Raw genomic sequence first — 21751 nt, 5'->3', positions numbered from 1 at the left:
CGGGCCGTACGGCGAGGCCCGGTGGGGAGCCGGCGCCCTTCGCGCAGCCCGCCGGGCCGGACGCGGCCAGGCCCGGCGGGGTGCGCGGCCTACAGGCCTTACGGCCGGTCTTGTCCTTCTTCTCCTCCGGCCCTCTCCTCCTCGCTCTCGGACGCACCGCCCTCCGGTGCTCCGGAGGAGCCCCCGGAGACCTCCGGACCCCCCTCCGTCTCCGACCCCGTCGCCCTCCCGGAGCGGTGCGGCCTGCCGCCCGGCAGGAACTCCTGCACCTTCGCCTTGATGCCCTGCTTGACCATCGCCCTGCGGGCCGGGTCGCCCTTGGTGATGGCTGCGGCCGTCGCCTCGATCTGGTCCCAGTCGGCGTGCGGCGGGATCGGCGGCACGGACGGGTCGGTCATGAACTCCACCACGGCCGGGCCCTGGGCGTTCAGCGCCTCCTGCCAGGCGTCCCGCACCTCCTCCGGCTTGTCGACGCGGATGCCCGTCATTCCCAGGGAGCGGGCGAAGGCGGCATAGGAGACGTCGGGCAGCGACTGCGAGGGCAGGAACTGCGGTGACCCTCCCATGGCACGCATCTCCCAGGTGACCTGGTTGAGGTCCCGGTTGTTCCACACCCCGATCACCAGCCGCGGATCGTCCCAGGACATGCGGTACTTGGCGAGCGTGACGAGTTCGGCCATGCCGTTCATCTGCATGGCGCCGTCACCCACCAGCGCGACGACGGGACGGCCGGGGTGGGCGAACTTGGCGCCCAGCGCGTACGGGACGGCGCAGCCCATCGTCGCCAGCGTCCCGGAGAGCGAGCCGCGCATGGTGCCGCGCATCGTCAGATGACGGGCGTACCAGTTGGTGGCCGAACCGGAGTCGGCGGTGATGATCGCGTCCTGGGGCAGCAGCGGGTCGAGGCAGTGGGCGACGTACTCGGGGTTGACCGGGTCGGCCGAGACCTCCGCGCGCCGGCGCATCACCTCCTTCCACCGGTCGACGTTCGCCGTCAGCTCCTCCTGCCACTCCAGGCCCTCGTCGTTGTGGGGGAGCCGGTCCAGCAGCCGCCGCAGCGTGGTGCGGGCATCGCCGACGAGGTTCACCTCGTAGGGGTAGCGCATCCCCACCATGTGCGGGTCGATGTCGATCTGGACGGCGCGGGCCTTGCCGTACGGCGGCAGGAACTGGCTGTAGGGCATGCTCGAACCGATGGTCAGCAGGGTGTCGCAGTCCCGCATCATCTCGTAGCTCGGCCGCGTCCCCAACAGCCCGATGGGGCCGGTGACATAGGGCAGGGTGTCCGGCAGGACGTCCATGCCGAGCAGCGCCTTGGCCACACCGGCCTGCAGCCTCTCGGCGGTCTGCTCGACCTCGGCCCGCGCCCCGCGCGCGCCCTGACCGACGAGGACGGCGACCTTCCTGCCGGCGCTCAGCACCTCCGCGGCCCGGTCGAGGGCCTCCTCGGTGGGTTCGGAGTGCCAGCCGCTGCTGCCGAGGCTGGAGGGCACCATCTTGAACGCGTGGCCGGGCGGTTCGTAGTCCAGGTCCTGCACGTCCGCCGGGACGATCACGGCCGTCGGGGCGCCGCGGGCGAGGGCGGTGCGGATGGCGCGGTCCAGCACGTTGGGCAGCTGCTCGGGGACGGTCACCGTCTCCAGGAACTCCGAGGCGACGTCCTTGAAGAGGGAGTGCAGGTCGATCTCCTGCTGGTAGGAGCCGCCCATCGCCGAGCGCGCCGTCTGCCCGACGAGGGCCACCACGGGCACGTGGTCGAGCTTGGCGTCGTAGAGCCCGTTGAGCAGATGGACGGCGCCCGGACCGGAGGTGGCGGCGCACACGCCGAGCCTGCCGGAGAACTTGGCGTAGCCCACCGCCTCGAACGCCGCCATCTCCTCGTGCCGCGCCTGCACGAAACGGGGCTCGTTCCCGGCGCGCTCCCACGCGGCGAGCAGGCCGTTGATGCCGTCGCCGGGGTAGCCGAAGACGTGCTCGACCTCCCACTCACGCAGCCTGCGCAGGATGTGGTCGGAAACCTTCTCGGACATGGACGTGTGCTCCTCTCGGCCCGGGGGGCTCCCCCGGGTTTCCGGGCTCCGGACCCGGAAACCCGCGTCGGCGCCCGGCCGTGGAGCCGGGCAGCGGACGACTGGGCGCGGGGAGAGGAATGATGAGAGCAGGGACACACCCACGAGCCGGGAAGGTGGACGTTTGCCGCACCGGTTGCAGGGCAGACAAGCCATCAAGTGCTTCGGAAAGAAGGCACATCCGCGGGAGCGAGACCTCTGAGTCCGCTCAGGGCCGTCGGCCCCCCGCATGTGTCCTCTCCCGCGGTGATTGCTCAGCGCATGACACCAAAGGGAAGAGGGCGAAGCCTGATGACTTCCGTGCGAACCCGTACGAAGCGGGCACGTCACCCGCACGATGACGCTCCCGACACCGAAGCCGATTTCCGCCGGATCATCTCACTTCCGGACGGCCCGCAGAAGGAAGAGCTGCGCCAGGAGGTCGTGAAGGCCTGGATGCCCATGGCCCAGCGCCTCGCACAGCGATTCCGCAACCGCGGCGAAGCGCTGGAGGACCTGCAGCAGGTCGCCTCACTCGGCCTGGTCAAGGCCGTCGCCCGGTACGACCCCGACCGCGGCAGCGCGTTCGAGAGCTTCGCGGTGCCGACCATCGTGGGCGAGATCAAGCGGCATTTCCGTGACCACATGTGGGGCGTCCACGTACCGCGCCGCGTCCAGGAACTGCGTAACCGGGTACGGATCAGCCACCGGGAGCTGAGCGGATCCCTGGGCGGCGGCACCCCTACCGTGGCGCAGCTCGCCGAACACAGCCGGATGTCCGAGGAGGACGTGCTGGTGGGGATGGAAGCGCTGGAGAGCTACAGCACTCTCTCCCTCGACGCCGAACTGCCCGGCGCGGATGACGGATACTCACTCTCCGACACTCTCGGGAAGCCGGAGCCCGGCTTCGACCACGTCGTCTACCGGGAGTCGGTCAAGCCGCGCCTCCAGCGGCTGCCCGAGAGGGAGCGTCACATCCTGTACCTGCGTTTCTTCTGCGACATGACGCAGAGCAGGATCGCCGATCAGCTCGGCATCTCGCAGATGCACGTCTCCCGGCTCATCAGCCGCACCTGCGACCGCATACACCAGGAGGTCGACGCCGATGCCGACCAGGAGCAGGAGGCCGAGCAGGAGAAGACGGGCTCCGTCTCCTCCTCGCTCACCGTTGCCTGACCCGCCGGGGCACACCCTGCCGGGAGGGGCACCGGCCAGGCCCTGTCCGGCGAATCTCACCGTGCACGCGGCGGATGGCCCGCACATCCGCCGCGTGCACCCACGTCCACGGCCGGCCGTCGTCGTTCGTCAGCGACGGCCCAGCGCAAGCGCGATGTGACGCGCGATGCGTCCCACGGCCGCGGCCTCCGCCAGCTCGAAGGCGGGGGTGCTGCCCGTACGGAAGAGGGTCAGCGCACCCTGTACCGGGGCGGGGCCGTCGTCGGGGGAGGAGGGTTTCCGCATCGCCCGGGACGAGGCGCGGCCGCGGCCGGCGGCCGACAGCGGCGCGCAGATCAGCGAGCCGACCTCCGCCCTCACGAGCATCGGTGCCCCCTCGTCGTCGCGGCCGAACGCGTCGGTGTCCTCCGGGCGGGCCTGAATCGTGGTCACAAGGTCGTCCACGGCCGCGTTCACCAGAGGGACGCCGCAGGGACGCTGGTCCAGGAGGGCCTTGCGCACCGTGCCTTCCGGGCCGAGCACCACCGGGCGGCGCAGCGGCTCCCCCGGCGGGCGGATGTCCACGATCACCCAGTCCGCGAATCGTTTGTGCAGGACTGCCGCGGCGTGTGCGGCGATCAGGTCCGGCTCCCGCTCCGTGACCATCAACTCGGCGGCCACGTCGTCCACGAGGTCGAGGATGCCCGTGTGCCTGGCCATCTCTCCCAGATCGGGAAGCGCCGCCGCCGCGTCCTCCGAGGGCTGCACACCGGCGACCGAGGCGCCGGCCGCGCCGTCCACGGCGGGCTGGAAGACCGCGAGGACGATGTTTCTCGGCTCCTGCGGGGGACGCAGTGACGTCAGCGTCACCCGCAGCCTCGTGGGCCCGTCGCCCGCCTCGACCGTTCCCTCGCCCCCGCCCTCGGAGTGCATCAGGCAGACCCGCAGGCTGCGCGCCCCCTCGCCCCTGGCGACGGCCGCGACCTGGGTGCGGAAGGCCGGCCGTCCCTCGTGCGTGAAGGACCCCGAGAGGGGGCGCCCGGCCGCGTATCCGGCGCGCATGCCGAAGAGCTGGGAGGCGGCGAGGTTGAGCCGTCGCACCACTCCGTCCGGGTCCATGAGCGCGACCGCGACGGGCAGCCGCTGGAACAGGGCGCGCAGCACCTGCTGTTCGTGCGACTCGTCCCGGCTGCCGCGGCGTCTGCGGTCTGCCGCCAGTTTCTCGTAGCGGGGCCACAAGACCTCCGCCGCGTGCTGCAGTTCGAAGAGGGCGGCGTCCAGGGTGGGGAGGTGGTCGCCCTCGGGGATTGCGCGTGCGGAGCGCAGTTCGTCGACGCGCCTTCGGAAACCGGCGAGCTCAGAGCCGAAGCCCTCCATCTCGGTCATGGAGTTCAATCTAGCGTGTGCCGGAAGGCGCCTCCGCGGGGTCTCCGCGCCGGTGCGGTGGCCCCGCACCGGCGGGCTGCCGAGGACGGCCGCCGTGGGGGCGGTTACCGCAGCGGGTTCCCGGGCAACCGTGCGCTCGTGGACGCACCGAAGTACGCCGACGCCGACGCGGACACCGGTCCGCACAACCTCCCGACCTTGGCGCCGCTGAAGACGGCGGACGAGCGGGGCGGTGAGATCTCAGTCAGCCGCGGCTTCACCGACCTCGCGGAACGGGCGGTGCGCGGCACCCCCGGAAGCTGCGCGGCGGCCGTCACCCTGACCGACGGCAGGGGTGGCCCCCTGGCCGACGCACCGGACCGGCCCTCGACCGCCGTCACCCACCCCGATCTCTCGGCGCTCGTGGCCGCCCAGTGGGACACGGGCGAGGGGCCGGTGCCCGAAGCTCTGAGGACGGGCACCTCGGTGATCGTCGACGATCTGCTGGCCGAGACGCGCTGGCCGGGCTACCGCGCGCTGGCGCTGCAGAGGGGACTGCGCGGGTGCGCGACCCTGCCCTTCCGGCACGAGGGCGCGGTCCTCACCGTCTCCGTCTACGCCTTCAGGCCGCACCAGCTCACCGACGTCGTCCAGGACACGGGTGCCGAACTGGCTGAACTCGCCGCGGGTGTCCTCGGCCGGGACCGCCGCTACCGTGACGCCCTCGCCGAGGTGGAACAGCTCCACCTCGCCATGAACTCGCGCCCCATGGTGGACCAGGCGTGCGGAATCGTGATGGCGGTGGAGGGCTGCACCTCCAAGGAAGCCTTCGAACTGCTGCGCACGATGTCGCAGCGCTCCAACCGCAAGCTGTCCGAGCTGGCGGAAGCCCTCGTACGCAACCGCGGACGCGGTGTCGAGGAGCAGTTGCGCAAGCTGCGCCGCACCCGGCGGCAGGGGCGCGGCTGACACGGCCGCGGAGCCTCCCGGGCGCCGTGTGGCGCTGTTCGTGTCGCCGCGCGTGACCGTCCGCACTTCTGCGAAGGTGGACGGGTCGAGCGGGTTGTCCGATCTGCGGATTGCGGCGGAGGCAGAAGCGATGGAGGGCACCGACGGATACCGGCAGGGCCGCTCCGCCACCGCCGTCGCCGCCTGCGGTTACTGGCAGCGCAAAGGGATGCACACCCAACCGGAGCAGGTCGTCGCCGCCCCCGGTGCGCCGTTGCTGCTGCTGGCCGTGTTCGCCGTGGCGGGCGGCGGTGCCGTGGTGCTGCCCCGGCCGTGCGCGCAGTGGCACACCGCGCAGGCGCGGCTGCTGGGGCGACCGCTGCACACCGTGCCCGTACCCGCCGAATGCGGCGGAGTGCCCGACCCGGTGGCGCTGCGCGAGACGGTGCGCCGTGCGCGTACGGACGGGGACGCGCCGCGTGTCCTCGTGCTGTCGGTGGCCGACGACTGCACCGGCACCGCCGTGCCCCCGGAGCTGCTGCACGAGGTGTGCGAGGCCGCCGGGGACGAGGAGTTGCTCATCGTCAGCGACGAGACCTGGCGGGACACCTCGCACGCGCCGCACGACACGGTCGTCGTCAGCCCCGCCGAGATGGTCCACGGAGGCAGGGACACCGACGCGGTGGTCGTGCTGGCCGGGCTCGGTGAGGCGCTGCTGCCGCAGGGCCCGCAGGCCGCCATCGCGCGCTTCCCCGACAGCGGACGCGGGCGCGGACTCGCCGACGCCGCCCGCGGGGTGCTGGCCGGGCTGCGCAGCGAACTGAACGGCCAGGCCGACGCCGTGGTCGCCGACGCGCTGACCGAACCGGAGCCGCTGCGCACCCGCCGTGCGACCGCCGCCCGCGCCTACGGCACCCTGCTGACCGCGCTGCAGCACGCCTTCACCGAGGCCGGGGCCCTGTGCCGTCCGCCGCACGCGGGCCGGCACATCTACGCCGATCTGGAGCCGGTACGGCCGCGGCTGACCGCGCAAGGCATCCGGGACGCGGCGGGACTGGAGGCCGAACTGGTGCGGCGGCTGGGCCCGCACGCCGTCGGCGGGCACCGCTTCGGCGACGATCCGCAGGCGCTGCGGGTACGGCTGTCGAGCGAACTGCTCACCGGTGGCTCCCGTCCGCCCGAACCGCTGGGGTCGCCGGCCGTCGGCCGGGCGCTGGACTCCGTGCGTTCCACACTGGCCGAACTGACAGCCTCCCGGGAGTGAATGTGGAACCGGACAGGACGCTGACCGGGCAGGAAGCGCGGACGCCTCTGAAGCGGCACCCGCTCGGCGCTGAGGGCGTCACCCCGGAGCAGGGCGCTTGCGCAGGCCGGGGCGCAGCCACGGCGGAGGGGCCCCCGGCTGACGAGGGCGTACGCGCGGACGGAAAGCCACACGGTGCGGGAGCTCCGCCCGGGGCCGGTACCCCGCCCGGGGCCGGGGCAGCCGTGGCCGCGGCGACGCCCGCACCGCCGCACCCGCTGGGGGCCAGGCGGTTCTGGCCGCGCTCGTTCGCGCAACGGCTCACCTCTCCGCTTCCCGGTGTGCGCGCGCTGGGCCGGGTGGCGCGCGAGCGTGCGCTGCGGCCGGCGGAGGAGTCCCTGCGCGAGATCCGGCAACTGCCGTACGAGCCGGGCCCGTTGCCCGCGGCCGACGCCGGGACCGTCGCCGTCACCTGGGCGGGGCACGCCAGTTGGGTCGTGCGCATCGGAGGGCTGACGGTGCTCACCGATCCCGTCTGGTCCCGGCGCATCCTGGCGACGCCGCCGCGCGTCACCCCGGTCGGCGTCGCCTGGTCCGATCTGCCACCGGTCGACGCCGTGGTCATCTCCCACAACCACTACGACCATCTCGACGCCCCCACCGTCTCCCGCCTCCCGCGCGGCACCCCCGTGTTCGTACCGGCCGGACTGGCCCGCTGGTTCCGCAGACGCGGCTTCACGTGCGTGACCGAGCTGGACTGGTGGGAGGCCGCGGAGCTGCCGGCAGCGCACGGGGACCGCGTCCGCTTCGATTTCGTGCCCGCCCACCACTGGTCCCGGCGGACGCTCACGGACACCTGCCGTTCCCTGTGGGGTGGCTGGGTGCTGACCGCACCGGACGGCCGGCGCGTCTACTTCGCCGGCGACTCCGGTTACGGGCACTGGTTCGCCGAGATCGGCCGCCGTCTGCCCGGTATCGATCTGGCCCTGCTGCCCGTCGGCGCCTATGAGCCCCGCTGGATGCTCACACCGGTCCACACCTGTCCCGAGGAGGCCGTCCAGGCGTGCGCGGACGTGGGGGCCCGTGCGATGGCGCCGATGCACTGGGCCACGTTCCTGCTGTCCGCCGAACCGCCGCTCGCGCCGCTGCGCCGCGTACGTGCGGCGTGGGCCGAGGCAGGGCGGCCGCGCGCCGACCTGTGGGACCTGCCCGTGGGGGCCTCGCGCGTGCTGGAGTGAGGGCCCGCGGACCGTCCGTGCCGCCGTGCACCCCGTCAGCCCGTCTCTCCCCGCCTTCGCAGCCGCCGCCACATGCGGGGCACCGCGCTGACGGCCAGGGTCAGGGCGACCGCCGCCGCCACGCCCTCCCACGGCTCGGGGAAGAGGGAGCCGCCCAGGATGCCGATGAGCCCGTAGGTCACGGCCCAGGTGAGACAGGCCGGCAGGCTGCCGCGCACGAAGTCGCGGAGGGGCATCCGGTTGAGGAGGCACGCCAGCATGACGGGTATGCGTCCCGCGGGTATCAGCCGGGAGAGGACCAGGACGGCGACTCCGTGTTCGACGAGCCTGTCGCGGGCCTGGGCGAGCCGCTCCGGGGCGGAGTGCTCGCGCAGCCGCCGCAGCCAGCGCGAACCCTTATTCGAATCGACGCCGCGCCGGCCGAGCCAGTAGAGCGTGATGTCGCCGAGGAAGGCCGCGCCCGCCGCAACGGCGAAGACGGCCGCCAGTGACGGCGCCGGGGCGCTGTGGTGCAGAGCGACCACACTGGCGCCGCTGACGAGAGCACCCGTCGGTACGACGGGGACGAGCGAACCCACCACCACGAGCAGGAACAGCGACGGATAGGTGACCGCCTCCTGCGTGGACTCCGGCGGCACCGCCGCACCGAGCCCGGCGGCAAGGCCCGGGCCCTCCTCCAGGGCCGCCATCGCGGAGGGGAGGGTCACCGGACCACCTCCAGCGCTCTGCTCTCGCCGTGTGCGAGGCGGTGCACGTCCACCGCGGGCGCCAGCCTTCCCGCCTTGCGTGCGAACTCGTCACCCGGGGCGTGGAATTCGTGCGGGCGCACCGCGTCCATCCCGATCGGCCAGTACGTGCCGTAGTGCACCGGCACCGCGTGGCGCGGCCGCAGCCGCACCAGCGCCTGCGCGGCACGCTCCGCGTCCAGATGTTCGCTGCCCAGCCAGGGCCCCCAGCCGCCCACGGGCAGCAGTGCCACATCGACCGGTCCGACGGCTTCCGCCATGTCCTCGAAGAGGCCGGTGTCGCCGGCGAAGTACGTACGGGCCTCGCCCTGGACGACGTAGCCGAGCGCGGGCGCGTGATGCCGTCCGCAGGGCATGCGCCGGCCGTCGTGGGAGGCGGGCACCGCGTGCACCCGCACCGGCCCGGCTCCCTGCGGCCCGCCGGCGGCGGCCGCCGTGAGCGACTCACCGGGCGAGACCTCCTCCAGACGCAGCAGCCCCGCCAGCCGCCGGAGCCGGGGCAGAGCCCGCAGGGCGCCGCGCGGGACGACGACGCGCGTGCCGGGCGGCAGCCGGGCGAGCGAACCCAGGTGCAGATGGTCGGCGTGCAGATGGGAGATGAGCACCACATCGGCCACCGCGGCCCCCGGGGGCGGCAGTTCACCGCGCCGTCTGCGCAGGTGCGCCATGCGGCGCACCAGCAGCGGGTCCGTCAGGACCGTCACCCCGGAATCGCGGACCGTGGCGGTGGCATGCCCCCACCACGTCACTTCCACCGGCACCCGTGCACCTCCCGCGCGCGAGCGGACCGGGCAGGCCGCCGGCCGCGCCTCCGAGCGTATGCCCAGGGGGACGTGGCGGGGCATCCGAGGCGTCACCGGCTCCGCACACTGTGAAAAAGTGGAGAATATCCCGCGCGCGGGGCGGGTTGTCGTGTTGGTGGGAACGTACGGGGCCGAGGAGGAAGCATGCGGCTGAGGTGGTCGCCTCCGGTTCCGCCGGGGGCGTGGCCGCCGCGCTGGAGGAGCGCCGGCGCCGCCACGTTCCGTGTGCTCGCGGTGTGGGCGGTCAGCACCCTCACCATGCTGCTGCTCGCGGGGCTCCTTCCGGACTTCCGGCTCCAGTCCTCCGACGGCGACAGCGCCACGCTGATCGGCACCACCGCGGCCATAGGAGCGGGCGTGTTCGGTCTGCTCGGTGCCCTGGTGTGGCCCGTGCTGGTACGGGCGCTGCTGCTGGTGCCCGCACTCGTGCTGGGCCTGCTGGTCTTCTTCCTCAACGGCTCGCTGCTGTGGCTCGCGCTCTCCCTGGTTCCCTACGGGAGCGGTTCGGCCGACCCCGGTACGGCCGTCGTCGTCGCCGCGGTGATGTCCGCGGCGTCGTCGGCGACCAGTACGGCACTGGCCGTACGGGACGACGGCGCCTACCGCCGCCGCCTCGCCCGTCTCGCGGACCGCAGGCGGCGCCGGGAGGGTGCCGAGGGCAGGCTGCCGGGCACCCCCGGCACGGTCTTCGTCCAACTCGACGGCGTCGGCCACGACATGCTGCGCGAGGCCGTGACCGCGGACGGTCTCTCGCCGCCGCTGATGCCGGCGCTCGCCGCGATGCACGGCACGACGCACCGGCTGACCCGGTGGCGCACCGACCTCTCGTCCCAGACGGGCGCCAGCCAGCTCGGCATCCTGCACGGCACCAACAGGGACGTGCCCGCGTTCCGCTGGTACGAGAAGGACCGCGGCGAGGTCCTCATCAGCAACCGCCCCAGCGGTGCCGCCGAACTCCAGCGCCGCGCCGTCGCGGCCACCGGCCGTCCGGGCCTGCTCGCCAAGGACGGCGCCAGCCGCGGCAACCTCTTCAGCGGCGGCGCCGGACAGGTCGCGCTCGTGCTGTCCGTCGCCGCGCGCAGAGGCCGGGAGAACCGCTCCCGCGCGGGCTACTTCGCCTACTTCTCCGATCCCGCCAACGCCACCCGCACCGCGGTCTCCTTCGTGGCGGAGGCCGTGCGCGAGCTCTTCCAGTCCACCCGGGCCCGGCTGCGGGGCGAGCGGCCCCGCGTACCGCGCGGCGGGCTCTATCCCCTCATCCGTGCGTTCGCGACTGTGGTGCAGCGGGACGTGGTCGTCGCGGCCGTGCTCGGCGACATCTTCAGCGGCCGTACCGCCGTCTACGCCGACCTGGTGGCCTACGACGAGGTGGCGCACCACTCCGGTCCCCGAAGCCGCGACGCCCGGCAGGTGCTGCGCCGCCTCGACCGTTCCGTCGCGCTGATCGTCAAGGCGGCCCAGCGCGCGCCCCGTCCGTACCGCGTCGTGCTGTTGTCGGACCACGGGCAGAGCCACGGGGAGACCTTCCGCGCCGCCTACGGGCTGACGCTGGAGGACCTGGTACGGGCCGGCTGCGGGAGGCCCGTCTCGCGGCGCGTGGGGCGTACGCCCAGCGGCGCGGAGGCGCGGGAGGCGGCGCGGGCGGCGCTGCAGGGGCCGGTGCGGGCCGCTCTGCACAGGCCGGAGGAGCCCGCTCAGGAGGAGGAGCGGAGCCCGTCCGCGCGCGAGGAGCCTCTCGTGCTCGCCTCCGGCAACCTCGGACTCGTCTCCTTCCCGGACGTGCCGGGCCAGATGTCGGTGGAGCAGGTGGACAAGCGGTATCCCGCGCTGCTGCGCACACTCGCCGACCACCCCGGCATCGGCTTCCTGCTGGTGCGCAGCGAGGATCTGGGCCCGGTGGTGCTCGGCGCGGGCGGGTGCGCGCACCGGCTGGAGACGGGTGAGATCACCGGTGGGCGCGACCCGCTCGAACCCTTCGGCCCGGGGGCGGCCGAGGCCGTGCGCCGTACGGCGGGGTTCCGGCACGTCCCGGACATCATGGTCAACTCGGTGGTCGAGCCGGAGTCCGGCGCCGTCCACGCCTTCGAGGAGCAGATCGGCTCGCACGGAGGGCTGGGCGGGGAGCAGAGCGACGCCTTCCTGCTCTCCCCCCTCGAACTGTCCGCACCCGCCGGGGACGGTGAGGAGGTGGCCGGTGCGGAGCGCGTGCATCAGGTGCTGCGCCGCTGGCTGGAGGAGTCGGCCGCCTGCCGGGTGCCGGCACCGGGGCCGGGCGGCTCCACGCGTGCGGACCGGGCGGACGATCTGCCCGCGCCTCACCCGGCCTGACGGGCGGGAGCGGGAACGTCGGGGCCCGCCCGGTCGCGGGCCTCGGGTCCGACGTTTCCGCTGTCCGCGGCGTCCTGTCCCTCAGGCCCGTCCCGCCTCTCCCTCCCGGCCCTCACGGAGGGGGACGCCCACCTCACGCAGGTGGCGCAGCGCCTCGCGCCAGGAGGTGACCAGTCCCGTCTCGTGGTAGCTGATGCCCAGTTCGGCGCAGTACTCGCGGACGATGGGCCGGGCGCGGCGCAGATGCGGTGAGGGCATGCTCGGGAAGAGGTGATGCTCGATCTGGTAGTTGAGCCCGCCCAGCGCGATGTCGGTGAGCCGTCCGCCCCGTACGTTGCGCGAGGTGAGCACCTGGCGGCGCAGGAAGTCGGGCCGGTCCCCGGCGGTGAGCACCGGCATGCCCTTGTGGTTCGGGGCGAAGATCGATCCCAGGTAGACGCCGAAGACGGCCTGGTGGAGGAAGAGGAAGACCACTGCCATGAGGGGCGGCAGGACGAGGAAGAGCGCCGCGAGATAGCCGCCCAGATGTGCGAAGAGCAGCGCCCCCTCCAGCATCCGCCTCTTCATGTGCGGTTCGCGCAGCGCCCGTACGCTCGAGACGTGGAGGTTGAAGCCCTCCAGCGTCAGCAGCGGGAAGAACAGTCCGGCCTGGTGACGTCCGACGAAGCGGGGCAGCCCCCTCGCGGCGCGCGCCTGGTCCTGGGACCAGACCAGGATGTCGGGCCTGACGTCGGGGTCGAGTTCCTCGTGGTTGGGGTTGGCGTGGTGCCGGGTGTGCTTGTTCATCCACCACCCGTAGGACATGCCGATGCCGAGGTTGCCGACGAGGCGGCCGGCCGTCTCGCCTGCACGGCGCGTGCTGAAGACCTGCCGGTGGGCGATGTCGTGCGCGGCGAGCGCGAGCTGCCCGAAGACCAGGCCCATCCAGACGGCCACCGCGATCTGCCACCAGCTCTCGCCGAGCGTGAGGAACGCCGACCAGCCGGCCGCGAGGGAGAGAGAGACGAGCGTCAGCCGGAGCACGTAGTATCCGGGCCGCCGGCGCATCAGGCCTGCCTCCTCGATTCGCCGTGTCAGCCGGGCGAAGTCGCTGCCCCGGGAGGGCCGTGCGGTGCCGGTGAGGGGGGCCGGGGCGGGTAGGTCGGGTGCTGTTGTCATATCTCCAGCCTGTCGAAGGGCTGCAGGTGGTGCGAGCCGTGCAGCACGCCGGGCCACCCGGGGGCTGTCCCCCCGCGGGGGTGGCGCTGGGTACACCCCCTGCGTGCCGTCATGCGTTCCGCCCTGTTTGCCTGCCTCGCGCGTCAGAAGTCCTGGGCCGACTCGTGCGCGTAGTGGCCCGTGGCGTGCAGCCGCTGCAGATGCATGTGACGGGCCAGCCGGATCACGGGCCTGACCAGCAGTTCCACACTGCCGAAGACGAAGCACCAGGTGCCGGGCGCCTGCCAGCGCTCGGAGAAGAACATGACGCTGCCGACCAGGAACCACAGGGCGATGAGGATGTCGTTGACGATGGACGCCAGTTCGTAGCGCTGCCGCATCGCCGCTTCGTACCGGCCCGGACGGTGGGCAGGTGACCGGTGGCTCCCGTCCCGGGGGCTGTGATGCGTCACGTGCGTCCTCCTGGCTGGCTCGTCTCGTACGGTCCACGGCCGGCGGCACGGGCGCCGGAGGGGTGACCGGGTCACCCGGGTGCGTTCCTGCGGCGCGCGGCATGCGACGCGGCGCTGTCACGCACGGCGCCTTTCGGTGCCGTTCCGTTCAGCCGCCGTGGGTCCATCGCAGCAGCCGGTGCTCCGTCCAGGTGTTGATGACACGCTCGGCGGGCACGCCGCACTCGGCCGCCCGCAGACAGCCGTTCATCTGCCAGTCGAGCTGGCCGGGGGCGTGCGCGTCGGTGTCGACGGAGAAGAAGACCCCCGCCTCGACGGCCTGCCGCAGCAGACGGCGCGGCGGGTCGAGCCGCTCCGGGCGGCAGTTGATCTCCACGGCGGTGTCCGACTCGGCGCACGCGGCGAAGACCTCCTCCGCGTCGAACTCCGACTCGGGCCGGCTGGAGAGCAGCCTGCCCGTGCAGTGACCCAGCACGTCCACCAGCGGGTTCCGCACCGCCGCGACCATACGGCGCGTCATCTCCGCCCGGGGCATCCTCAGCTTGGAGTGCACGGACGCCACCACCACGTCCAGGCCGCCCAGCAGCTCCTCCTCCTGGTCGAGGGTTCCGTCCAGGAGGATGTCGCACTCGATGCCGGTCAGCAGCCGGAACGGGGCGACCGCCTCGTTCACCTCGGCCACCACCTCCAGCTGTGCGCGCAGCCGTTCCGGGGAGAGCCCCCGTGCGACCGTCAGCCGCGGCGAGTGGTCCGTCAGCACCGCCCACTCGTGCCCCAGCCCGGCGGCCGCACGGGCCATCACCTCGATGGGGCTGCCGCCGTCGGACCAGTCCGAGTGGAGATGGCAGTCACCGCGCAGCGCTTCCCGCAGCCGTTGCGCCTCCCGGGCGTGCGGCAGCGCCCGCTCCTGTTCGGCCCGGTGCTCCTCGTCCGTCTCCAGCTTCGCCAGGTAGCCCGGGACCTCGCCGCGCAGCGCCTCCCGCACCGCCTGCGCGGTCTTCGGCCCGACCCCCTTCAGCGACTCCAGCGAGCCGCCGGACGCACGCTGTTCCACCTCTTGTGCCGGCAGCCCGCGCAGCACCTCGGCCGCGGTACGGAAGGCCCGCACCCGGTACGTCGGAGCCTGCCCGCGCTCCAGCAGGAACGCGATCCTCTCGAGGGCCTCGAGCGGGTCCACCGGCTGCCTCCTCACACCACGCCTCACGCCTCACGGCGCTGCTGCCGCACCGCCGCCGCGCACGTACTGCCTCTACGGTGGCGCAATGCCGCCGCCGGTGCGCGCCGGAGAGGGCGCCGAGGGCGGGGAGAGCCACACCGTCGTGTCGGCGGGCAGCTCACCGTGCGGTACGGGGCCACTGGCCAGGAGTGTCGTCGCGCCCTCGGGAAGGGGCAGCGGCGCGGGGCCGAAGTTGACCACGCAGCGCAGTCCGGCACCGCGGTCGAAGGCGAGGCTGCTGCCGCCGGGCGGTGTGAGCAGCCGGAGCGCTCCGGCCGCGGGCGGGTGGCCCCGGCGGATGCGCAGCGCCGCGCGGTACAGGTTCAGGGTGGAGTCCGGATCGCCGCGCTGCGCCTGTGCGGTGAGAGTCCGCCAGTTCTCCGGCTGGGGGAACCAGCACTCCGACGGGGCGGCCGTGGAGAAACCGTAGGGCGGATGCTCCCCGGACCAGGGCAGCGGTACGCGGCAGCCGTCCCGCCCGCCGCCTCCCGTTCTGCTCGCCGCCGGGTCGCGCAGCCGCTCCGGGGGCAGATCGGCCTGGGGCAGTCCCAGCTCCTCGCCCTGGTAGACGTACGCCGCGCCGGGCAGCGCCAGCATCAGCAGCGCCGCGGCACGCGCCCGCCGCGCCCCGCGGCGGCCGCCGCCGAAGCGGGTGACGGGCCGCACCGAGTCGTGACTGGAGAGCACCCAGGTGACGGGCGCGCCCACGGGCCGGGCCGCACGTGCGGAGTCCTCGATGACGCGGTGCAGCGCCGCCTGGTCCCAGCCGCACTCCAGGAAGGCGAAGTTGAAGGTCTGCTGCATCTCGTCCGGGCGTACGTAGCGGGCCAGGCGCCCGGGGTCGAAGACCGCGGCCTCGGCCACCAGTATCCGCTCGGTGGGCGGGGCGGACCCGGGCGGCCCGGGCGGATGCGCGTCCAGCAGGGCACGCCAGCGGCGGTAGAGGGGGTGCAGCTCCTCCTGGTCGTAGTAGGGCATCAGATGGTTGCGGCAGGGGTCCTCGTGCTGCCCGTCCCCGGCGTCGGGCAGGCCGGGGGCCTTGAACAGGGCGTGGGCGACATCGACGCGGAAGCCGTCCACGCCGTGGTCCAGCCACCACCTGATGACGCGTTCGAACTCGGCGGGCACCCGGGGGTCGCGCCAGTTCAGGTCCGGCTGTTCGGGCGCGTGCAGGTGCAGATACCACTCGCCGTCGTCCGTACGGGTCCAGGCGGGGCCGCCGAAGGCGGAGCGCCAGTCGTTGGGCGGTTCGTCGCCGGACGGGCCGCGCCCCGGCCGGAAGATGTAGCGGCCGCGGGCCGGGGCGCCGGCGGGGGCGGCGAGCGCCTCGCGGAACCAGGGGTGTTCGTGCGAGGTGTGGTTGGGGACGAGGTCGACGAGCACGCGCAGGCCCAGCGCGTGGGCCTGCGCGGTGAGACCGTCCAGGTCCGCGACCGTACCGGCGTCCGGTGCGACGGCGGTGTGGTCGGTGATGTCGTATCCGGCGTCGGCGAGCGGCGAGGGGCAGAAGGGCGTGAGCCAGACGGCGTCCACGCCGAGGTCGCGCAGGTGGTGCAGGCGCCGGGTCGCGCCGCGAAGGTCGCCGACCCCGTCACCGTCGGAGTCGGCGAACGCGCGGGGGTGGATCTCGTAGCAGACGGCGTCGTGCCACCAGCCGTGCCGGCCGCTCATCCGGTCCGTTCCAGGCGGGCGACGCCGATGTGCGCGTCCGCCATGCCGTAGAAGACGTACCTGACGCCTTCGATCTCCTCGATCGCCGTGGGGAAGACGACGTTGGGGACGGTGCCGGCGCGTTCCTCCTCCGTCTCCGGCTCCATCAAAGGCTCCGAGGAGCGGGCGAGCACCCTCGCCGGGTCCGCCGGGTCGAGGATCATCGCGCCCGCCGCGTAGCTGACCCGCTGATTGGGCACGAAGGGGTCCTCGATGCTGCCGGAGACGCCGTGGTGGATCAGCAGCCAGCCCTCCTCGACCTGGACCGGGGCGGGCCCCGCGCCGATCTTCAGGCTCTCCCAGGGGTGTTCGGGCATCGCGACGAGCCGGTGGTCGCGCGGCCTGGTCAGTGCGGTGATGTCGCGCTCGGCCTCGGCGGCGGGCACGTAGGAGATCCAGATGCCGGGGCGTTCGTCGTCGACGCCGGCCGGCAGGTGCACGCCCTCACCGGGGCGGAACCAGCCCAGGTCCCACATGGGCCGGTGCAGCATCGCGTACGCGGGCTGGCCGTCGGGGCCCGGCACGGGGACGGGGAAGTGCACGACGTCCTTGTTGGGGAAGAGGTTGAGGTCGGTGTCCAGGTCGTGCCGGTAGGCGAACTGGAGAGGGCCCAGCCGCCGCCACTCCCGCAGATCCGTGGATACGGCGAGCGCCGGCTTCGGGCCGAGGGGGCCGTAGGCCACGTACGACATGACGTACCGCCCCAGGCCCGGAATCCAGGTCACCCGGGGGTCCTCGACGCCGGCGTTGTTCTTGCCGCGTTCCCATCCGGCGTCCGGTGCGAGGACCACGCCGCGCCGGGTGACGCCGGTGGGTACGCCCCCGCTCAGGGTCACCTCGGCGAGTCCGACGCGGGAGACGTTGCCCTCGGCCACGAGGCGCGGCAGGAGATGCAGGGTGCCGTCCCCGGTGCGTCCTGACGCGGGGTTGAGCACCCCCTCGGCCTCCAGCGGGTCCCCCGGGGAGGGCGACATGACGACGCCTTCCCGCACGAGCCGGTAGGGGATGCCGGTGGGGTCGGTGTGTGCGGTGCGGTCGTGCACGGTGTGATCAGCCCTTTATTCCGGAGTCGACGCTGGTCTGGGTGAAGTGGCGCTGGAAGAGGAGGAAGAGCGCGACGGCGGGAACGGCCAGCACGCAGGCACCGGCCATGACCGCGCCCGTCGGGTTCTCCACGGTGCCGCGCAGGTTGTTCATGAAGCCCGCCAGGGAGACGGCGAGCGGCTGCATGCCGGTGTCCTTGGTCACCAGGAAGGGCCACAGGAACTCGTTCCACGGGCCGATGAAGGTCAGCAGGGTGCCGGTGAGCAGGGCGGGACGGGCGAGGGGCAGGGCCACGCGCCACAGGACGCGCAGTTCGCCCGCGCCGTCGATCCGCGCGGCCTCGAAGAGTTCGGAGGGAAGCTGGAGGAAGAACTGGCGGAAGAGGAAGACGGCCGTCGAGTTGATCGCGAAGGGCAGGATCATCCCCAGATAGCTGTCGCCCAGTCCGTAGTCCCGCACGACCAGCACGTACAGCGGCAGCATCAGCAGCTGGAACGGCACCGTCTGGACGAGCAGCAGGGTCGCGAAGAGGGTGCCGCGTCCGCGGAAGTGAAGCCGGGCGAGGCCGTATCCGGCCAGTACGCCCAGCACAAGAGTGCACAGCAGCACACCCATCGTGAAGACGCCGGAGTTGACCAGCGAAGTGCCCAGCGAGACCGCGCCGTTGACGGCTTCGTAGTTCTGCGTCCCGCTGCTGCCGGGACGTGGGACCACCGAGCCGATCTCGCCCGTGGTCGTCTTCTGCAGCGACTCGCCGAACATGTAGAGAAAGGGGAAGAGGAAGACGACGGCTCCCGCCAGGAGCACCGCCATGTGGAGCGAACGTCCCCGGCTGCTGTTCACGGCTCAGCCCTCCTTCTTCTCGGTGAACCGGCGGGCGATGAGGGAGAGCGTCACCACGAGGACGACCAGGATGACGCCGAGCGCCGCGGCGAAGTCCGGATGCGCCTGCTCGATGCCCTTCTGGTAGAGGATCAGTACCGGCGAGGCCGAGGCGTGGTCGGGCCCGCCGCCACCGGTGAGCAGATACGGCTCGCTGAAGAGGTTGGAGCCGGTGATGATGGCGAAGACCGTGACGAGGGTGGTGGCGTGGCGTACGCCCGGCACCGTGACCGTCAGGAAGGTGCGCACCCGGCCGGCGCCGTCGACGGCTGCCGACTCGTACAGCTCACCCGGCACGCTCTGCAGCGCGGCCAGGTAGAGCATGACGAAGAACCCCAGCCCCTTCCAGGTGACGAAGACCGCCACCACCGGCATCGCCAGCGCCGGGTTGACCAGCCACGAGGGGTCGGGGGCGAGGCCGCCCAGCAGGTTGTTGACCAGCCCGTCGGTGCCGAACAGGTACGCCCACACCGCCACCAGGGCCACGCTGGCGGTGACGTACGGCACGTAGTAGGCGGCGCGGAAGAAGGAGCGCAGCGGCAGCTTCGCGTTGAGCGCCGACGCCAGCACCAGGGAGAGCACCACCGTGAGCGGCACGTTGATGACCAGGAAGATCCCGATGTTGAGGAAGGATCTGAGCACCACCGGATCGGTGAGAACGTCCCGGTAGTTGCTCAGCCCGACCCACGGCGCGTCCACGTCCGTGCCCGGTGCCGTGAAGTAGAACCGGTGGAAGGACATCCACACCGTGTAGCCCAGCGGCACGGCGAAGACCACGAGCAGGAACAGCGCGTAGGGGGAGACGAACAGGGCGCCCAGCGGCGGCCTGCGCAGCCGTGGTCCGCTGCCCGCGGTGCGCGATATGAGGGGGAGGCTCATCGGGGGACCTCAGTACTCGTCGAGGATCTCGGAGATGTCGCGGGAGGCGTCGCGCAGAGCGGTGCCGGGCGTCTGGCGGCCGAAGACGACAGACGTGGTCCAGGCGTCCCGCAGGGCCTGCCACAGGTCGATGGAGCCGGCGACACCCGGCACCTCGACGGTGCGTTCGGCCTGTTCGGCGTACGCGGTGTAGCCGGGGTTCTTCGCGAACCAGTCCCCGTAGGCGGCCGTCAGGCCGGGACGCATCGGCATCTGGCCGGTGGCTTCGAGGAATTCGCCGTCCTGCTTCTTCGACGTGGCGAACTTCAGCACGTCCCAGGCGGTGGCGCGGTTCTCGCAGGCGCTGAACATCGACACGGACTTCTCGTCGGAGAAGGTGCTGGTCTTCTCCAGCGGCCTGCCCTTCGACGTCGGTACCGGAACGACGCCCCAGTCGATGCTGTCCTTGTACGCGGCGACGGCCCACGGCCCGGCGATCGTCATGGCGGTCTTGCCGGCGGCCATCGCGTCGCCCGGGAACACCTCGCGGGGCGCCAGCTTCTCGTCGTAGAGCGTGCGCCAGAATTCCGCGACGCGGCGCCCGGCGGGGGTGTCGACCCTCGGCCTGCCGTCCTCGACGAGCTGCCTGCCGCCGCTCTCCGCGATGAAGGTCGGGTAGAAGTCGAACCAGGACTGGAAGAACTCGGAGCCGGGCGAGGGCCAGATCGCCGAGTCGGCCGCGCCGCTGCGCACGATCCTGCGTGAACTGTTCAGGAAGTCCTCGTAGTTCGACAGCTTCGGGTGCTCCGGGTCGAGCCCGGCCTTCTCGAAGAGCTTCTTGTTGTAGAGGATCATCACCGGATTGCTCTTCCAGGGCAGTTGGTAGAACCTGCCGTCCTCGAAGCGGTACTGGTCGGCGCGTTCGCCCGTACGGGAGGTGATGTAGTGCTCGGCGCCGGGGAAGTCGTCGAGCGGGACCAGACCGGCCTGCTTCTGGAACTGCGGCACCGAGGCGGGCGAGGTGTTGAAGACGAGGCACGCGCTGTTGCCCGCGATGATCGACGCGCTCAGCGCCTCCTCGGAGCTCTTGCCGGCGGGTATCTGCTGGGCGGTGATCCGCTGCCCGGGATGGGCCTCGTTCCACTCGGCCACCATCTTCTCGCCCCAGGCGACCTCCTGGGCGTTGTTCGACAGCCACACGGTGATGGGCCCCCGTGCCGAGGCCGCCTCCGCGCTGTCCGGCACCGTACGGGCGCAGCCCGCGCTCACGCCGCACAGCGCGAGGACGAGCAGCGCCGCTCCCGTCTTCCTCAGCAAGACTCTCTCCGTACTGTCGGTCCGGCGGTGGTGCCCGTGCTCCCGCCAGGGCCGCCGCAGGGGGCGGGGCCCATGGAGGCGCGCGGCAGCAGCTCGGCCGGTGCGAGCTCGACATCGTCGGCGCGCCCGGCGGCGATGACCTCGTCCAGCGCGCGGGCCGCTGCCGCGCCCCAGCCCGGTGCGTCCGCGCGGGCGGAGGCCAGGGGCGGGTGGGTGTAGGCCGCGAGCGGGGTGTCGTCGTAGCCGACGACGGAGAGCTCCTCCGGTACGGCCAGGCCCAGTTGGTGGGCGACGGCGAGCCCGGCGGTCGCGGACAGGTCGTTGGCGTAGACGATCGCGGTGGGGCGCTCCCGGCTGCCGGCCGCGAGCAGCTCTCGGGTGGCGGCCGCTCCGCCGTCGGCGGTGAAGCCGCCGGGCAGCACCGGCCCGGGGACCAGCCCGGCCGCGCGTACCGCCCGCTCCCACGACTCCCGGCGCCGCAGCGCGTGCCGGAACTCGCGCGGTCCGGCCACGTGCGCGATGCGGCGGTGGCCCAGCTCGGCCAGGCGCTCGACGGCGCTGGCGAAGGCGGGACGGTCGTCCAGGCTGACGGCGCACAGGCCCTGAGCACAGTCCGGGTCGCCCACCACCACGGCGGGCAGGCGCAGCCGGGCCGTCAGGGAGGGCCGGGGGTCCTCGACGCGCATGTCGGTGAGCAGCACGCCGTCGACGCGGCGGTCGGCGGCGAGCCGCTGGTAGGCGGCGGCCTCGTCGCCGGGGCCGGTGACGTGCAGGACGAGGGAGTCGCCTCTGGGGGAGAGCACGGACTCCACGCCCGCCATGAAGGCCGGGAAGAACGGGTCGGCGCCGATGGCGTCCGTCTCCCGCGTCAGTACGAGGCCGACAGCGCCGGCCCTGCCGTGCGAGAGGGCCTGCGCCGGGCGGCTGGGGCGCCAGCCGAGTTCCGCGGCGGCGGCCAGGATGCGGGACTTGGTCTCCTTGGCGAGACCGGGACGGCCGTTGAGCGCGAAGGAGACGGCACTGGGGGAGACGCCCGCCAGTTTCGCCACATCCGCGATGGTGGGACGCCTCTCGCCTGCTGCCATGGATCCAAGCCTGTCTGTTCGGCGGTCTGTTGAGTGTTATGTGTTGTTTAAACCGCTTTAACTCCGCTGCAATGGCAGCACTCAACCGGATGGCGCCGAGGGGTGTCAATGGGTCTGCGGACGAATACTTCCGGCCGCTGTGGCCGGATGCCCGC

At 72.8% G+C, this 21751-nt stretch carries 18 protein-coding genes; 5 read left to right on the top strand and 13 right to left on the bottom strand.

The window, feature by feature from the left end:
- Positions 1 to 98: 98 nt before the first annotated feature.
- Complete coding sequence (locus tag H343_RS28945) at positions 99 to 2030, bottom strand: thiamine pyrophosphate-requiring protein (protein ID WP_078505004.1); 1932 nt, start codon at positions 2028 to 2030, stop codon at positions 99 to 101.
- Positions 2031 to 2360: 330 nt separating this feature from the next.
- Between H343_RS28945 and H343_RS28940 the strand changes: the two genes are divergently transcribed.
- Positions 2361 to 3224 (top strand): SigB/SigF/SigG family RNA polymerase sigma factor, encoded by an 864-nt coding sequence (locus tag H343_RS28940; protein WP_078505003.1) that lies wholly within the window; start codon positions 2361 to 2363, stop codon positions 3222 to 3224.
- Positions 3225 to 3353: 129 nt separating this feature from the next.
- Here the strand turns inward: H343_RS28940 and H343_RS0104825 are convergent, their stop codons facing one another.
- Entirely contained in the window at positions 3354 to 4589 is a 1236-nt protein-coding gene (locus H343_RS0104825) for a PAS domain-containing protein (RefSeq protein WP_028430211.1), read from the bottom strand.
- A gap of 138 nt (positions 4590 to 4727) precedes the next feature.
- Here H343_RS0104825 and H343_RS0104820 point away from each other — a divergent pair, with 138 nt between their 5' ends.
- From H343_RS0104820 to H343_RS28930, 3 genes are all read left to right on the top strand, one after another.
- Positions 4728 to 5537 (top strand): ANTAR domain-containing response regulator, encoded by an 810-nt coding sequence (locus tag H343_RS0104820; RefSeq protein ID WP_486586787.1) that lies wholly within the window; start codon positions 4728 to 4730, stop codon positions 5535 to 5537.
- A 130-nt stretch (positions 5538 to 5667) separates the two neighbouring features.
- Entirely contained in the window at positions 5668 to 6780 is a 1113-nt protein-coding gene (locus tag H343_RS28935; RefSeq protein WP_037902345.1) for an aminotransferase class I/II-fold pyridoxal phosphate-dependent enzyme, read from the top strand.
- Positions 6781 to 7004: 224 nt separating this feature from the next.
- Complete coding sequence (locus tag H343_RS28930) at positions 7005 to 7997, top strand: MBL fold metallo-hydrolase (protein WP_051264622.1); 993 nt, start codon at positions 7005 to 7007, stop codon at positions 7995 to 7997.
- Between the two features lie 35 nt (positions 7998 to 8032).
- On the opposite strand, the gene H343_RS0104805 is transcribed toward H343_RS28930, so the two are convergent.
- Both H343_RS0104805 and H343_RS0104800 read right to left on the bottom strand, forming a co-directional pair.
- Positions 8033 to 8686: a VTT domain-containing protein gene (locus H343_RS0104805; protein WP_037902568.1), complete on the bottom strand. Its 654-nt coding sequence runs from the start codon at positions 8684 to 8686 to the stop codon at positions 8033 to 8035.
- 14 nt (positions 8687 to 8700) lie between these two features.
- Positions 8701 to 9504 carry an MBL fold metallo-hydrolase gene (locus H343_RS0104800; RefSeq protein ID WP_028430208.1) on the bottom strand — a complete coding sequence of 268 codons (804 nt, stop codon included), beginning with the start codon at positions 9502 to 9504 and terminating at the stop codon, positions 8701 to 8703.
- A 186-nt stretch (positions 9505 to 9690) separates the two neighbouring features.
- On the opposite strand from H343_RS0104800, the gene H343_RS28925 reads away from it, so the two are divergent.
- Positions 9691 to 11874: a phage holin family protein gene (locus tag H343_RS28925; protein WP_051264585.1), complete on the top strand. Its 2184-nt coding sequence runs from the start codon at positions 9691 to 9693 to the stop codon at positions 11872 to 11874.
- 81 nt (positions 11875 to 11955) lie between these two features.
- On the opposite strand, the gene H343_RS0104790 is transcribed toward H343_RS28925, so the two are convergent.
- The 9 genes from H343_RS0104790 to H343_RS28915 all read right to left on the bottom strand — a co-directional run bounded on the left by H343_RS0104790 (position 11956) and on the right by H343_RS28915 (position 21596).
- On the bottom strand, positions 11956 to 13032 hold the full coding sequence (locus H343_RS0104790) for an acyl-CoA desaturase (RefSeq protein ID WP_028430207.1): 1077 nt from the start codon (positions 13030 to 13032) through the stop codon (positions 11956 to 11958).
- Positions 13033 to 13175: 143 nt separating this feature from the next.
- The gene (locus tag H343_RS28920; RefSeq protein ID WP_486586786.1) at positions 13176 to 13484 is read right to left on the bottom strand and encodes a YrhK family protein; all 309 of its coding nucleotides are present in this window, start codon (positions 13482 to 13484) and stop codon (positions 13176 to 13178) included.
- A gap of 148 nt (positions 13485 to 13632) precedes the next feature.
- The gene (locus H343_RS0104780) at positions 13633 to 14661 is read right to left on the bottom strand and encodes a PHP domain-containing protein (protein ID WP_028430206.1); all 1029 of its coding nucleotides are present in this window, start codon (positions 14659 to 14661) and stop codon (positions 13633 to 13635) included.
- Between the two features lie 72 nt (positions 14662 to 14733).
- Positions 14734 to 16371 carry an alpha-amylase family glycosyl hydrolase gene (locus H343_RS0104775; RefSeq protein WP_028430205.1) on the bottom strand — a complete coding sequence of 546 codons (1638 nt, stop codon included), beginning with the start codon at positions 16369 to 16371 and terminating at the stop codon, positions 14734 to 14736.
- Positions 16368 to 17384 (bottom strand): glycoside hydrolase family 130 protein, encoded by a 1017-nt coding sequence (locus H343_RS0104770; RefSeq protein WP_051264621.1) that lies wholly within the window; start codon positions 17382 to 17384, stop codon positions 16368 to 16370. Before H343_RS0104770 ends, H343_RS0104775 begins: the two co-directional genes overlap by 4 nt.
- 76 nt (positions 17385 to 17460) lie before the next feature.
- On the bottom strand, positions 17461 to 18267 hold the full coding sequence (locus tag H343_RS0104765; protein ID WP_051264620.1) for a carbohydrate ABC transporter permease: 807 nt from the start codon (positions 18265 to 18267) through the stop codon (positions 17461 to 17463).
- A 33-nt stretch (positions 18268 to 18300) separates the two neighbouring features.
- On the bottom strand, positions 18301 to 19215 hold the full coding sequence (locus tag H343_RS0104760; protein WP_028430202.1) for a carbohydrate ABC transporter permease: 915 nt from the start codon (positions 19213 to 19215) through the stop codon (positions 18301 to 18303).
- Between the two features lie 9 nt (positions 19216 to 19224).
- Entirely contained in the window at positions 19225 to 20511 is a 1287-nt protein-coding gene (locus tag H343_RS0104755; protein WP_028430201.1) for an extracellular solute-binding protein, read from the bottom strand.
- The gene (locus H343_RS28915) at positions 20505 to 21596 is read right to left on the bottom strand and encodes a LacI family DNA-binding transcriptional regulator (protein WP_051264584.1); all 1092 of its coding nucleotides are present in this window, start codon (positions 21594 to 21596) and stop codon (positions 20505 to 20507) included. The genes H343_RS0104755 and H343_RS28915 overlap by 7 nt, the downstream gene beginning before the upstream one ends.
- Positions 21597 to 21751 lie beyond the last annotated feature (155 nt).

The sequence above is a fragment of the Streptomyces sp. TAA204 genome (assembly GCF_000424965.1).
This window is presented reverse-complemented; position numbering and strand designations above follow the sequence as displayed.